Annotated in this window: 10 protein-coding genes and 1 pseudogene; 5 read left to right on the top strand and 6 right to left on the bottom strand. The window is 74.3% G+C overall.

Features of this window, described 5'->3' with window-relative positions:
• Positions 1 to 206 precede the first annotated feature (206 nt).
• Positions 207 to 941: pseudogene (locus K7I03_RS01150) on the top strand (phosphatase PAP2 family protein); the annotation flags it as partial.
• A gap of 264 nt (positions 942 to 1205) precedes the next feature.
• Here the strand turns inward: K7I03_RS01150 and K7I03_RS01145 are convergent.
• From K7I03_RS01145 to K7I03_RS01135, 3 genes are all read right to left on the bottom strand, one after another.
• A complete protein-coding gene (locus tag K7I03_RS01145) occupies positions 1206 to 1928 on the bottom strand; it encodes a response regulator (protein WP_185944998.1) in 723 nt (240 codons plus the stop codon).
• 7 nt (positions 1929 to 1935) lie between these two features.
• Positions 1936 to 3360, bottom strand: a complete 1425-nt coding sequence (locus K7I03_RS01140; protein ID WP_185944997.1) for a sensor histidine kinase — start codon at positions 3358 to 3360, stop codon at positions 1936 to 1938.
• 230 nt (positions 3361 to 3590) lie between these two features.
• A complete protein-coding gene (locus K7I03_RS01135) occupies positions 3591 to 4526 on the bottom strand; it encodes an NADP-dependent oxidoreductase (RefSeq protein ID WP_185944996.1) in 936 nt (311 codons plus the stop codon).
• A 117-nt stretch (positions 4527 to 4643) separates the two neighbouring features.
• On the opposite strand from K7I03_RS01135, the gene K7I03_RS01130 reads away from it, so the two are divergent.
• The gene (locus K7I03_RS01130) at positions 4644 to 5060 is read left to right on the top strand and encodes a winged helix-turn-helix transcriptional regulator (RefSeq protein ID WP_185944995.1); all 417 of its coding nucleotides are present in this window, start codon (positions 4644 to 4646) and stop codon (positions 5058 to 5060) included.
• Between the two features lie 62 nt (positions 5061 to 5122).
• On the top strand, positions 5123 to 6277 hold the full coding sequence (locus K7I03_RS01125; protein ID WP_185944994.1) for a GDSL-type esterase/lipase family protein: 1155 nt from the start codon (positions 5123 to 5125) through the stop codon (positions 6275 to 6277).
• 359 nt (positions 6278 to 6636) lie between these two features.
• Here K7I03_RS01125 and K7I03_RS01120 read toward each other — a convergent pair whose 3' ends face one another.
• On the bottom strand, positions 6637 to 7113 hold the full coding sequence (locus K7I03_RS01120; protein ID WP_185944993.1) for a VOC family protein: 477 nt from the start codon (positions 7111 to 7113) through the stop codon (positions 6637 to 6639).
• Between the two features lie 139 nt (positions 7114 to 7252).
• Positions 7253 to 9028 carry a protein-arginine deiminase family protein gene (locus K7I03_RS01115; RefSeq protein ID WP_185944992.1) on the bottom strand — a complete coding sequence of 592 codons (1776 nt, stop codon included), beginning with the start codon at positions 9026 to 9028 and terminating at the stop codon, positions 7253 to 7255.
• Positions 9029 to 9608: 580 nt separating this feature from the next.
• Here K7I03_RS01115 and K7I03_RS01110 point away from each other — a divergent pair.
• Both K7I03_RS01110 and K7I03_RS01105 read left to right on the top strand, forming a co-directional pair.
• Positions 9609 to 11096, top strand: coding sequence for an amino acid permease (locus K7I03_RS01110; RefSeq protein ID WP_185944991.1), 1488 nt, complete (start codon positions 9609 to 9611; stop codon positions 11094 to 11096).
• Positions 11097 to 11466: 370 nt separating this feature from the next.
• On the top strand, positions 11467 to 12201 hold the full coding sequence (locus tag K7I03_RS01105; protein ID WP_224346803.1) for a transglycosylase SLT domain-containing protein: 735 nt from the start codon (positions 11467 to 11469) through the stop codon (positions 12199 to 12201).
• Positions 12202 to 12279: 78 nt separating this feature from the next.
• Here K7I03_RS01105 and ligD read toward each other — a convergent pair whose 3' ends face one another.
• Positions 12280 to 13242, bottom strand: a complete 963-nt coding sequence (ligD, locus tag K7I03_RS01100; protein WP_185945202.1) for a non-homologous end-joining DNA ligase — start codon at positions 13240 to 13242, stop codon at positions 12280 to 12282.
• Positions 13243 to 13246: the final 4 nt, after the last annotated feature.

Below are 13246 nucleotides of genomic sequence, written 5' to 3'. Positions count from 1 at the left end.
CTCACGGGTCCCTTCGTCGTGCCGGCCTCGGCGGTGCGGTGGCGGTGATCTTGCTGTTCGTTCATCGTAGGTGCACATCATGTGCAACAGGGGGACGCGGGCCGCTCTTCCGGGACGGTTCCGGGTCCACCCCTGACGAAGGTCAGGGGCCGACCCCGACCTTCGGGCCGGGTGCCCGCCGCCCGCGCTCCCTAACGTCCGGCGGTATGGAACGCACCACACGACACCACCGCCCCGGCGGCACCGCCCGGCCGCTCGGCGCCCTCGCCGTCCTGGCCGCCGCGGCCGGGGTACTGACCTGGGCCGCACCCGGCGGACCCGGACCGAACGGCCGGACCGAGGTCACCGGCGGCCCCTCCGCCTCCCTCTACCGGTCCGTCGCCGGCGCGGCGGGGGACGCGCCCGGGACCCTGGGCACACTGCTCTCCCTCGCCACCGAGGGAACCCTGGTCGTCCTGGGACTGCTGCTGCTGTGGACCGGCTGGGCCGCGCTGCGCCGCCGCGACGTCCCGGCGCTCGCCGCCGTCCTGCTCGCCGGCGCCGCCACGGTCGCCGCCTACGCGGTCAGCGAGCTGCTGAAGGAGGCCGTCGACGAGGAGCGCCCGTGCCGGGCCCTGCGCGGCGTCGGCACCGTCGACACCTGCCCGCCGCCCGGCGACTGGTCCTTCCCCAGCAATCACTCCACCCTCGCCGCGGCACTGGCCGTGGGCGTCGCCGCGGCCCGGCCGCGGCTGGCCGCCGTGGCGCTGCCGGTGGGCGTCCTCGCCGCTGTGCTGCGGGTGGCCGTCGGCGCGCACTACCCGCACGACGTCCTCGCGGGAGCGGTGCTGGGCGCGGCGGTCGCCGCCGCGGCCCACCTCGCGCTGCGGCCGCTTGCCGTCCGGCTGCTCTCCCGGCCGGGGCTGCCGGGGACGCGGTGGTGGCAGCCCGGCCCGGGGCGTGAACTGCCCGCCACGGCACCGGCCTTGTCGGACACGGCCCCGGATCTGCCCGGCGCGGCCCCCGGCTCCTCCGGCCCCGGGCCGCGGCAGTCCGGCCGGGAGTACCGACGCTCCGGCGCAGAGCCGGACTTCCCCGGCTCGGGGGCGGGTCTCACCGGCACGGGACCGCATCTCCCCGGTTCGGGATCGCATGTCCCCGGTCCGGGACCGCATGTCCCCGGTTCGGCACCGCACCTTCCCGGCTCGGCCCCGCACCCCACCGGCTCAGGAACGGAATTCCCCCATCCCGCCCCGGACCGCACCGTCCGGAACGCTCATCCCCGCCTCATGGGCGACGACGGCCGCGGCCGCCCGGTTGTCCACCCCCAGCCGGGCCAGGATGGAGCTGACATGCGCCTTGACGGTGCCTTCCACCACGCGCAGCCGCCGGGCGATCTGCCCGTTGGACAGCCCGGCGCCCAGGTGGGCCAGCACGTCCCGTTCCCGGGCGGTCAGGGCGGCCACCCGTTCCCGGGCGGCGGCGCGCCGGCCGGCGGCGGCCCCGGCACCGCCGCCGGCGAGGTGGGCGACCACCCGGGCGGCCACCTTCGGTGACAGGTAGGCGGCGCCCTCGGCCACGGCGCGCACCCCCGCGATCAGCTCCTCGGGTGCGCCGGACTTGACGAGGAAGCCGGTGGCGCCGCCGGACAGCGCCCGCAGGATGTAGTCGTCCTCGCCGAACGTCGTCAGCATCACGACCCCGGTGCCCGGTACGGCCTCGCGGATCAGGGCCGCCGCCTCGATGCCGCCCGTGCCCGGCATCCGGATGTCGAGGACGGCCACGTCGGGGCGGTGCCGGCGGACCAGCTCCACCGCCTCGCGCCCGTCCGCCGCCTCCGCGACGACGTCGAGCCCGGGGTCGGTGGAGAGGACGGCCCGGACCCCGTATCGGATCATCGGCTCGTCATCGGCGATCAGTACACGGATCGTCTCGTCCGTCTCGTTCATCCCGCGCTCACCCCCGGAGCACCGCGAAGGACGCCAGCCGGCCGTCCCGGAAGCAGAGTTGGTACGCGTCGCCCGAGGCGTCCACGAAACGGTCGGCCGTCACCGCGTAGTACTCGCACTCGACCCCCGGTCCCTTGGGCTCGGCCGCCCGTGGCCGGTAGGGCAGCTGACGCTTCGGCAGCAGCGCCGCCACATCGGAACGATTCTGTCCCACGCGCAACGCCGCGTAGGCGCCGGGGTCGAGCACCGAGTCCGTGACCGTCAGCGAGCCCCACACCGTCAGACCACCGCTCAGCACGGCCAGGGCCAGCACCGGCACGGTGACCGCGGCGGCCAGGGTGCGGCCCGCCCGGCGACGGGCCCGCCGGTGCTCCGGGGGCAGCGGGACCGCCGCCGGAAGCTCCGCGGCCGGCTGCGGCGGCGCCGCGTGCGGCAGCCGGGCCGTCACCGTGAAACCGCCGGCACCGTCCGGGCCGTGGCGGAGCTCACCACCCGTCAGCCGGACCCGCTCGTCCAGCCCGATGAGCCCCCGGCCCCCGGTGGTGAGCCCCTCCGCGGCCGCCGGCGGCGCGGTGTTCCGCACCGACACCACCGTCTCACCGGTCCCGTGCACCACCCGCACCTCCGCCGTCGCGCCCGGCGCGTGCTTCACCACGTTCGTCAGCGCCTCCTGGACGACCCGGTGGGCCGCCCGCTCGACCGGGCCCGGCACCCCGTCCGCGCCGTCCCCGCCCCCCTCGACCCGCGAGGTCACCGCGAGCCCCGAGGCGGCGGCGTTCGCCACCAGCCGCTCGACGCCGTAGTCCGCGGGCCCGGTCGGGGCCCGGTCCGCGTCCTCCCGCAGGATGCCGATGACCTCGCCCAGCCGCTCCACCGCGGCCGCCGCCCGGGCCCGGACGTCCTCGGCCGCCGCCCGGTGCGCCTCCGCCAGCCCGGGCGCCAGCTTCAGCGCCCCCGCCGACAGGGCGACGAGACTCAGGTCGTGCCCCAGCGCGTCGTGCATGTCCTGCGCGATCCGGGCCCGTTCCCGCAACCGGGCCTGCTCGGCGACCAGCCGCCGCTCGCGCGCCAGTTGCTCGGCCCGCGACCAGCCCGCCCGGGCCAGCTCCTGGTACTGGCGCCACACCCGCCCCGCGAACCACGGCAGCAGCGCCGCCCCCACGACCAGCGTGATGAACACGCTCCCCAGCGGAAACAGGGCCGGTACCGCCAGCACCGCCACGGCCCCCGCCGCCACCAGCCCGCCGAGCGCGGCGGCCATCGGCCACGTCCGCCCCGAACGGTGCCCCGCCAGAAAGGCGCACACCGCCCCCGGCAGCGCCCACCACAGGGAGTCGGCCCCCATCCCGGCCGCCAGCACGGCGGCCGGAGCGAGCACCGTTCCCGGGTCGCGGAGCAGCGGGGGCTTGTCGATCGTCGTCGTTCCGTACACCCGACGCACCGTACGCGGCCGGCGGAGCGCGCCGGAACTGCCGGAAGTCGTATGGACAGGCGCGCTTCGGGAGGCTGTGGGGGTGGACGGGTCGGGGGCCGGCCGCGCCGTCGGAGCCGGAGCATGAGCCGGGAGCCGGGAGCCGGGAGCCGGGAGCCGGGAGCCGGGAGCCGGCGAGTGGCGCCCTCACGCCGCCGGGTACCGCGGCGGCAGCGGCAGGAGACCACCCGTCAGGGCGTCAGGACCAGTCGCCCGCGCAGCCCGCCCTCGGCCAGCCGGTGATGGGCCCGCGCCGCCTCGGCGAGCGGGAGGACGCCGGCGACGCGGGGGGTGAGCCGGCCGGTGTCGGCGAGGGCGGACAGCCGGGCGAGGCCGGCGGCGTCGGCCGCGACCCAGAGCTCGGTGACGGCGATGCCGCGCAGCGGGGTCGGCGCCGCGCCGCCGACGACGGACACGAAGGCGCCGCGGTTGCGGACCGCCCCCAGGGCGGCCACGCCGAGTACGGCGGCGTCGAGGACGGCGTCCGCGCCGCCGGGGACGAGGGCGCGGACCGCCTCCGCCGGGTCGGCCGAGCGCGGGACGAACCACTCGGCGCCCACCGAGCGGACGAACGCCTCGTCCTCCTCCCCGGCGGAGGCCACCACGCGCAGCCCGCGCCCGGCCGCCAGTTCCACGGCGTAGCCGCCCACCGCGCCGGCCGCCCCGGTGACCAGCAGGGTGGCCCCCGCGGCCAGGCCGAGGGCGTCCAGGGCCTGGTCGGCCGTCAGGCCGTTCAGCGGCAGGGTGGCCGCCTCGGCGGCCGGGAGGCGGGCGGGGGCCGGTGCGACGGCGGCCGCGTCCAGGACGACCTGGTCGGCGTAGGTGCCGAGCGAGAGGTCGAGCCGGTCCCGCAGGCCGATGACCCGGTCGCCCGGGGCGAACTCCGTGACGCCCGGGCCGACTTCGTTCACGCGCCCGGCGACGTCCCATCCGATGCCGGTGACCTCTCGCGGTGCCACCAGCCCCGCCGCCGCCAGGGTCCCGGCGCGGGTCAGCGCGTCCACCGGGTTGACCGCGGCGGCCTCGACCCGCACCCGCACCTGCCCGGCACCCGGCCGGGGCATCGGCACCTCGACGAGTTCCAGGGCCTCCGGTCCACCCGCCGTCCGTACGACGATCGCCCGCATCCTCGAACACCTTCCGTTCCGTTCTCGCGTTCGGCTGAACGGTCACGACCCTAGGGAGAGTTACTCTCTCTGAGGAAGAAGGCACTTCACAGTGGCCACCGCACCCGAAGGAGAGCCATGGGGACCACGACCACGAGCACGGCCACGACCACGAACGCGGCCGTCGAGGCGCGGGCCGCGTACGACGCCTACCTGGCCGAGTGCCCCGCCCGGCAGCTGCTGGACCGCATCGGGGACAAGTGGGTCAGCCTGGTCGTCAACGCGCTCGCCGAAGGCCCGCAGCGCTACTCCGACCTCGCCCGCCGCCTGGTGAGCGTCAGTCAGAAGATGCTGACGCAGACCCTGCGGAACCTCGAACGGGACGGCCTGCTCACCCGGACGGTCACCCCGGCGGTGCCGGTCCGGGTCGACTACGCCCTGACGCCGCTCGGCGAGACCCTGGTGCCGCTGATGCGGGCCATCAAGGCGTGGGCCGAGAGCAACATGGACGACGTCCTGGCGGCGCGCGCCCGTTTCGACGGAGCCGCGGACTGACCCGCGCGGACGAGGGCGGCATGCCGGGAACAAGATCACCGAGGCGGCTGTTCAAACCGGTCATGACAACGCATACGCAGTGGGTGGCCGGTTTCCGTTCCGCCGTGGTCAGCCCGTACGAGAGCTACGTCCTCTTCCCGTCCCGCGCCTTCGCCGACCAGACGGTCCGTCAGGTCATCCGGCTGAACGGCGGCGGCGAGGCCGTCCGCGTCCGCCTCAGCAACAGGTTCGGAAAGGAGCCGCTGACCGTCGGCGCCGCGCGCTGGGCGAGACACACGGGCGGCTCCGGCGCCGATCCGGGAACGTCCGTGCCCCTCACCTTCGGCGGCCGGGAGACGTTCACCCTCGCGGCCGGCGAGGAGGCCGTCAGCGACCCGGTGGCCGGCGCGGTGGCCGCGGGCGACCGGTTCGCGCTCAGCCTGTACTTCCCCGACGACACCGGGCTCGCCACCTTCTCCGTGGTCGCCTCCGAGACGGGTTTCGCGGCACCGGGCGACGTGACCGCGGCCGCCGCCCTGGAAGGCGCGGAGTCCCTGGAGCCGTCCCGGTACTTCGTCTCCGGCGTCGACGTCCTCGCCCCCGCGGGCACCGCGATAGCCGTGGCCTTCGGCGACTCCTGGCTGGAGGGCGCCGGCACCACCCCGGGCGCCGACGCGCGCTTCCCCGACCACCTCAACCGCCGGCTGTCCCACGGCTGGGTGGTCAACCAGGGCATCTCGGGGAACCGGCTGCTGACGGACGAGATCGGCGAGCACGGCCTCGCCCGGCTGCGGCGCGACGTCCTCGACGTCCCCGGCGTCACCCACGTCATCCTCAACTTCGGCCTCAACGACCTCGGCACCCCCGGCAACCTCGACCCGGCCGCACCGCTGCCGCTGCCCACCGCCGACGACCTCATCGCCGGTTACACGGAACTGGCCCGCAGGTCGCACGAGGCCGGCCTGCGGGTCATCGCCCATACGATCGGCCCCTACGCCGGCACGGTCTACGAGGGCTACGACTCGGAGGAGGGCCAGGCCGTACGCCGCCAGGTCAACGACTGGATCCGGACGACCGACGTCTTCGACGCCGTGACGGACGTGGCGGCGGCCGTCGCGGACCCGTCCCACCCCGAACGGATCCTCCCGGCCTACGACTCCGGCGACCATCTGCAACTCAACGACGAGGGGGCCCGGGTGATGGCCGAGGCGGCAGACCCGGCCCACCTGCGACTCTGACGGGCCACCGGCCCTGAGGCGACGACAGCCCCGCGCCCTGCCGAGCCCGAGGCCCGGTAGGGCCGGGGGAGGGGGCGGTGTGGATCGCGGCCAAGGCCGCGTCCCGCGGGGCGGCTCCTGGCGAGTACGGCCGGCGGCAAGCGCCCTTCCGGTGAGAATGCCCTTCCGCAAGGGCCGCTCCCCGCAAGGGCCGCTCCCCGCAAGGGCCGCTCCCCGCAAGGGCCGCTCCCCGCGAGGACCGTTCCCCGCCAGGACGGCCCCCTCCAAAACGGCCCCCGCCAGGACCGCTCCCCGGCGCGAGCGGCCGCCCCCACAGCCGGCGTCGCCGTGCGGCCGGGGAGGGCGGGCGGCCCGGCGGGTCACCCCTCCGCGGCCGCCGCCTCCTCCAGCTTCGCCACGTCGATCTTCGTCATCTCCAGCATCGCCCGCATCACCCGCCCCGCCCGCTCGGCGTCCGCATCGCTCAGCAGATCGGTCAGCCGACGCGGAATGATCTGCCAGGAGAGGCCGTAGCGGTCCTTCAGCCAGCCGCACGGCCCCTCCTCGCCGCCCTCGGCGAGCCTGGCCCACAGCTCGTCGACCTCCTCCTGCGAGGTGCAGTCGACGTAGAGGGACACGGCCTCGTTGAAGGTGAAGCGGGGGCCGCCGTTCAGGGCGATGAACTGCTGTCCGGCGAGCTCGAAGGTCACCGTCATCACCGAACCGGGCTCCCCGGGCCCCGCCTCGCCGTAGCGCTGGACGTGCACGATCCGGGAGTCGTCGAAGACGGACGTGTAGTGCGCGGCCGCCTCCTCCGCCTGGTCGTCGAACCACAGGAACGACGTGATCTTCTGCATGGCGCTCTCCTGACCGCTTCGCGAACACGGTGTTCTCGGGGCACATCGGTCATGGCCCGGCGCTACTCTGCCGTGCGCCCCGGGGAGCCCACAATGTGTACGTCACCCGAACGGCCGCGCGGCATAACCTGATGGTCCGTCAGAGAACCTGCCGCAGCGCGTTGGTGGCGCAGTGGATCTCGCCGCCGCCGAGGTGGGCCCAGGAGAAGTCCTCCACCCAGTGCACCCGTACCCCCTGGGCGCGGAGCCGCCGTTCGGCCTCGTCCCGGAACAGGTCCCGGCCGCCGACCCGGGGACCGTGCGGCGCCGGCGGGGCGAAGTCCCGTGCGGTGAGGGAGAGTCCGTTGGCGAGCGCGGGGGAGAGGGCGAGGTGGCGGCGTACCCCGCCGCCCGCGTCCTCCTTGGCGTACAGCACGGGCAGCGGCACGAGTTCGTCCTTCCGCAGCCCGGTGGCGCGCGTCAGCACCGCCAGCTGCCCGTCGATGTGCCGCGCGGCGTCCGCGTTGTCGCCGGTCCGCCGCTCGTAGTCGAGCATCTGGTCGACGGTCGGCTTGTCCCGGGCGTCCGTGTCCGCGAACAGCCGCTGCCCGCCCTCCCCGGCGCGGTGCGCGCGGCGCAGCAGGTCCAGTGCCAGCCGGGGGTCGGAGTAGGCGAGCGTCCAGCCGCGCGCGTTGTCGGCCCGGACGACGTGGACGGTCTCGTCGACGTGGCCGACCAGCAGCCAGGACGTGTCGAGGGTCAGCGGTTCCTGCTTCCCCTGGGACCGCAGCATGGTCACGAACGACGGGTCGGGGTGGCGCTCGGGGGTGCTGCCGTAGAGGATCCGGCCCTGCGGATGGCCGGGGTACGGCGGCAGGGACTCCAGGTTGCCGGTGAAGTTCAGCAGCTCGTCCACGCCCGCGTCGCGCCGGGTCGTGTACTGCTGGACGATCCCCACACCGGGCCCGCGCAGATCGCGGAAGAGCAGCCGGCCGGCCCGGCGCAGGCTGTCGGCGCGGCCGTCGGCGGACGTCCAGTGGTTGGGGGAGCGCAGCAGGATTCGCATGGTGCGGCGGCCCTCGGGGGTCCGTTTGGTGACGTAGCCGGGCTCGGCGATGTCCTGCCGCCACACGTCCCGCCACCACTCGGCCGTCCCCGGCTGGAAGCGCAGGGCGCGGGCGGGCAGGCCGGAGTCCCGGGCCGCCTCGCGCAGCGAGCCGGCGAAGGCGTCCCAGCCGCCCGGGCGCCGGCCGGAGACCGGCACCTCGGCGGGCTGCCCGGTGCCGGGCCCGGGGGCGGCGGCGAAGACGTGCCGGGCCGGCTGGAGGTCGTGCTGGAGGAGGACGGGTGCCACGCGCAGCCGTACGGACGCGGCGCGGGTGGCGCCCCGGTCGGTGACGGTCAGGGTGACGTCGACGCGGCCGTCCCAGCGGGCCCGGTCCCGGACGACGTCGCGGCCCTCGACGGCCAGCCGGACGCCGTGCCGCAGCTCGTCGGCCCGGAGCGGGCCGCCGGCGCCCAGCGAGACGTACCGTCCGCCGCGCTCGACGAAGATCCGGGCGTAGCGGGCCTGCGCGGCCGGGACGGACACCCGGGCGGTCGCCCGCGGGCCGGCGGCGGCCGGCGGCACCCGCAGCGGGGTGAGGTCGTCCAGGTCGGCCGCGCCGTTCACGACCTCGTCGGCGGCGTCGTTGCAGGCGGCGAGGCGCTCGTCCACGGCCACGTCCAGCCGGTCCAGGTCGCCGGGGCGCAGGGTGCAGCGGCGGGCGTCGTCGTCGAGGTTCGGCAGCAGCCCGGTGCCCTGGGGTGCCAGCAGCCGGGGCGCGGCGGGGACGGGCGCGGCCTGCGCGCCGGCGGCGGGGACGAGAGCGGCGAGCACCGCCGCGCAGGCCAGCGGGGAGACGAGGGACACCCTCGTGACGGGTCGGTGTGTCATGGACGACACTCTTCCGGCGGGGGACCGGCCCGGCGTCGTCCGGCGGGGCGATCGGCCGCTGCATCCTTCGGACCGGTCCCGGCAGGAATCCGTCCTCTTCCCGGGGGAGGCCGGGAAAACGGCGGCGGATGCGCCTTACCGCCGGAAACGTTGCGCATGGTAGTCGAACGCCCTCCGTGCCCTGCTCGTGACCTGCAATCTTGCCGTTCGTGGGTTACTTAGCGTGAGTTTTCAAAAATGTCAATTCTCCGCAAACTCTTGACGGCACCTTCACGCGCCTCACACCATTCCCGCATGGACTCGTCAGACACCCAGGAGATCGCCGCGGCGTACCCGCGCCGGCAGCACGGCGTCCTCCGACATCGCCCCACGGGGCGACGGCACCCCTCGGGGCGCTGACGTCCGACGTCCGGCGGGAGGAGTCCACCCCCCACTTCCGTATGTCCCGGACTCCCGATCCATCCCATCCCGCTCACACCTTCTGCATCACCAGGACCGGCGTCGCCAGCCGGAGCCCGGGCGGTGTCCCCTGCCGGGACGCCCTCCGGTCCTGCCCCCACGAACGAAGGCGAAGACATACATGAGCGACCGCACTCTCACTGCGGCCGACACGCCCACCGGTGTGTCCGCCCCGGTCACGACGTCCACGCACGTGGACGCCGGTGACGCGGGCTACAGCAAGGACCTCAAGTCCCGCCACGTCAACATGATCGCGATCGGCGGAGCCATCGGCACCGGCCTCTTCCTGGGCGCCGGCGGCCGGCTCGCGAGCGCGGGACCCTCCCTCTTCATCGCATACGCGATCTGCGGCGTCTTCGCCTTCTTCGTCGTCCGGGCCCTCGGCGAGCTCGTCCTCTACCGCCCGTCCTCCGGCGCGTTCGTCTCGTACGCCCGTGAGTTCATGGGGGAGAAGGGCGCCTTCGCCGCCGGCTGGCTGTACTTCCTCAACTGGGCCACCACCGGCATCGCCGACATCACGGCCGTCGCCACGTACACCCACTACTGGCACCTGTTCAGCGACATCCCGCAGTGGGTCCTCGCGCTGATCGCCCTCGCGGTCGTCCTCACCGTGAACCTCATCTCCGTGAAGTACTTCGGCGAGATGGAGTTCTGGTTCGCGATCATCAAGGTCGGCGCCCTCATCACCTTCATGGCGATCGGCATCTTCCTGCTGGCCAGCCAGCACGATGTCGGCGGGCACGCCCCGGGCCTGTCCAACATGCTCGACCACGGCGGCCTCTTCCCGTCCGGCCTGATGCCGATGCTGCTGATCATCCAGGGCGTCGTCTTCGCCTACGCCTCGGTCGAGCTGTGCGGCGTCGCCGCGGGCGAGACCAAGAACCCCGAGAAGATCATGCCCAAGGCGATCAACTCGATCATGTGGCGTGTCGGCCTGTTCTACGTCGGCTCGGTCGTGCTCCTCACGCTCCTGCTGCCGTACAACGCCTTCACCGGCGGCGAGAGCCCGTTCGTCACCGTGCTGTCCAAGATCGGTGTGCCGTACGCGGCCGGCGTGATGAACCTGGTGGTCCTCACCGCCGCGCTCTCCAGCCTGAACTCCGGCCTCTACTCCACCGGCCGCATCCTGCGCTCGATGGCCATGTCCGGCTCCGCCCCGAAGTTCACCGGCCGCATGAACAAGGGCCAGGTCCCCTACGGCGGCATCCTGCTCACCGCGTTCTTCTGTGTCCTGGGCGTCGGCCTCAACTTCGTCGTCCCGGACAACGCCTTCGAGATCGTGCTGAACTTCGCCGCGATCGGCATCATCGGCACCTGGGGCATGATCATGCTCTGCTCGCTGCTCTTCTGGCGGCGCGCCAAGGCGGGCCTGGTCTCCCGTCCCGCCTACCGGCTGCCCTGGGCGCCCTACACGCAGATCGTCACGCTGGTCTTCCTCGCCGGTGTCCTGGGCCTGATGGCGGCCGACAAGGGCGCCAGCCGTGACACCATCCTCTGCCTGCCGCTGATCGCGGCGGCCCTGGTCGGCGGCTGGTTCCTGGTCCGCGGCCGGGTCGCCCGCACCCAGCGCGAGGCGGAGCTGCGCGAGGCGGCGACGCCGAAGGCGTAACGGCGACGCGCCGACGGCACCGGGCCGCGCTCCCCGCGAAGGGGGCGCGGCCCGACGCGTTCTCGGTCGCGGGTCGTGGCGGGACGTGGCGGGACGTCAACGGGGAGCAGCGGCCGCTGTGAGGCCGCGCATAGGGCCCCGGTCACATACGGATTTCTTTAGTGCTGTGCGTTCCCGAAGTCGCGGGGATTTCCCGGCCTTTCGGGGCTGGATGAACGATGCGGGGGAGTAGGTCACAGTGCTTGTCGGGGTTTTCGGCCGCCGCTAAGAATGGTGGGACCGCACGGCGCCGTCCGACCGAGAACGGCGCTTTTCTTTGCGCCGGTCCAGGCCCGTCGCGGTTCCCCGATCCGAAAGGTTCACCCTTCTCATGCGTTCCACTCACTCCGGCTATACCCGTCTGACCAAGGCCCACAAGTTCTCCGCCGCGGCGCTGACCGCCGCCGGTGCCGCCGCCGTCGCGTTCGGTGCCGCCTCGCACGCCGTGGCCGCCCCGGCGCCGGTCAAGCCGGTGGCCTGGAACGCGGAGACCTTCGCCCAGACGCAGGACGCCGAGCGGGCGGACGCCGCCGAGAAGGCGGCCGAGCAGGCCCGGACCGAGGCCGCCGCGGCCAAGCACGCCGCCAAGGCCAAGGCCGACGCCGACGCCAAGGCGAAGGCGGACGCCAAGGCCAAGGCCGCCGCGGACAAGGACCGTGCGCAGAAGCAGGCCGCGAACCGCTCCACCGCCCGCAAGCCGATGCGGAAGCCGGCCGCCCCCGCCGCTCCCGCCCCGAAGGCGTACGGCAACGACCTGGAGGGCTGGATCTCCCAGGCTCTGGACATCATGAAGGCCAAGGGCATCCCGGCCTCCTATGAGGGTGTGAAGCGGAACATCATGCGGGAGTCGACCGGTAACCCGCACGCGATCAACGACTGGGACGTCAACGCGGTCAACGGTGTGCCGTCGAAGGGTCTGCTGCAGATCATCGACCCCACCTTCAAGGCGTACCACGTCGAGGGCACGTCCTGGGACATCTACGACCCGGTCGCCAACATCGTCGCGTCCTGCAATTACGCGGCCGACAAGTACGGCTCGATGGACAACGTGAACTCCGCCTACTGACGGAGAACGCGAAAACAAAACGCCGGAGGGCGGTGGCACCGGAAATCCGGGTGCCGCCGCCCTCCGGCATGTCCCCGCTCACCCGGGCCGTGTCAGATCCGGCCGCAGCCGGTGCCAGATGGGGTGGCGGAGGTGCCCGGCCGGGGTCCAGCCGGTAAGGGTGATCTCGGCGACCAGCCGCGGCTCCACCCAGTGGACGCCGGTCGCGTCCACCGGCCCCGCGAACGGCGAGCCGTCCCGGGCCATCGCTTCCAGGTAGCGGGCCAGGTCGCGGCGCTCCTGCCCGGAGAGGCCCGAGCCGACGGAACCGACGTACCGCAGGCCGGACGGCTCCTCCACACCGGCCAGTACGGCCCCGGGCAGCCCGGCGATCACTCCCCGGCCCTCCGTCCAGCCGCCGATGACCACGTCGAGCGTGAGCAGGTGCTTCACCTTCCGCCAGTCGGGTGACCGCACGCCCGGCAGATAGAGGGAGGCCAGCCGCTTGGCGATGACGCCCTCGTAGCCGTGGCGCAGCGTGGCGTCCCAGGCCCGCCGCGCATGCCCCTCCAGGTGGGTGGGGACGGACCAGCTGCGGCCGGTCAGCCCCATGCCGTAGAGGATGGCGCGGCGCTCCCCGTAGGTCGCGCCGAGCAAGGAGCGGCCGCTCAGGTGCATGACGTCGAAGATCATGAGGTGGACGGGGTACTCCATCGCCAGGTGGGCCGCGCGGCGCGGGTTGGCGATGCCCATCCGGCGCTGGAGCAGCCCGAAGTCCGGCCGGCCCCGCTCGTCCAGCGCCACCAGCTCCCCGTCGAGCACCGCGGACCGGCCCTGGAGCTGCGCGCCCAGCTCCAGCAGCTCCGGGTAGGTGGCCGTCACGTCGTTCCCGGCCCGGCTCATCAGCCGTACGGTCCCGTCCCCCGCGGTGCTGACCACGCACCGCACCCCGTCCCACTTCACCTCGAACCCCCAGCCCGCGTCCTCGCCGTCGGCCGGCAGCGGGCCGGGGACGGTCAGCATGGGCCGGATCTCGGGGAGCCGGGCGACGGGCAGCGCCATACCT

The sequence above is a fragment of the Streptomyces mobaraensis genome (assembly GCF_020099395.1).
Classification (GTDB): domain Bacteria; phylum Actinomycetota; class Actinomycetes; order Streptomycetales; family Streptomycetaceae; genus Streptomyces.
The sequence above is the reverse complement of the archived record's forward strand: the minus strand, read 5'-3'. Positions and strand labels throughout refer to the sequence as shown.

What these genes read in the sequence shown, in the direction of transcription:
- K7I03_RS01105 (WP_224346803.1), top strand. Translation starts at nt 11,467, where the DNA reads ATGCGTTCCACTCACTCCGGCTATACCCGTCTGACCAAGGCCCACAAG.
- K7I03_RS01115 (WP_185944992.1), bottom strand. Translation starts at nt 9,028, where the DNA reads ATGACACACCGACCCGTCACGAGGGTGTCCCTCGTCTCCCCGCTGGCC.
- K7I03_RS01130 (WP_185944995.1), top strand. Translation starts at nt 4,644, where the DNA reads ATGGGGACCACGACCACGAGCACGGCCACGACCACGAACGCGGCCGTC.
- K7I03_RS01135 (WP_185944996.1), bottom strand. Translation starts at nt 4,526, where the DNA reads ATGCGGGCGATCGTCGTACGGACGGCGGGTGGACCGGAGGCCCTGGAA.
- ligD (WP_185945202.1), bottom strand. Translation starts at nt 13,242, where the DNA reads ATGGCGCTGCCCGTCGCCCGGCTCCCCGAGATCCGGCCCATGCTGACC.
- K7I03_RS01125 (WP_185944994.1), top strand. Translation starts at nt 5,123, where the DNA reads ATGACAACGCATACGCAGTGGGTGGCCGGTTTCCGTTCCGCCGTGGTC.
- K7I03_RS01120 (WP_185944993.1), bottom strand. Translation starts at nt 7,113, where the DNA reads ATGCAGAAGATCACGTCGTTCCTGTGGTTCGACGACCAGGCGGAGGAG.
- K7I03_RS01110 (WP_185944991.1), top strand. Translation starts at nt 9,609, where the DNA reads ATGAGCGACCGCACTCTCACTGCGGCCGACACGCCCACCGGTGTGTCC.
- K7I03_RS01145 (WP_185944998.1), bottom strand. Translation starts at nt 1,928, where the DNA reads ATGAACGAGACGGACGAGACGATCCGTGTACTGATCGCCGATGACGAG.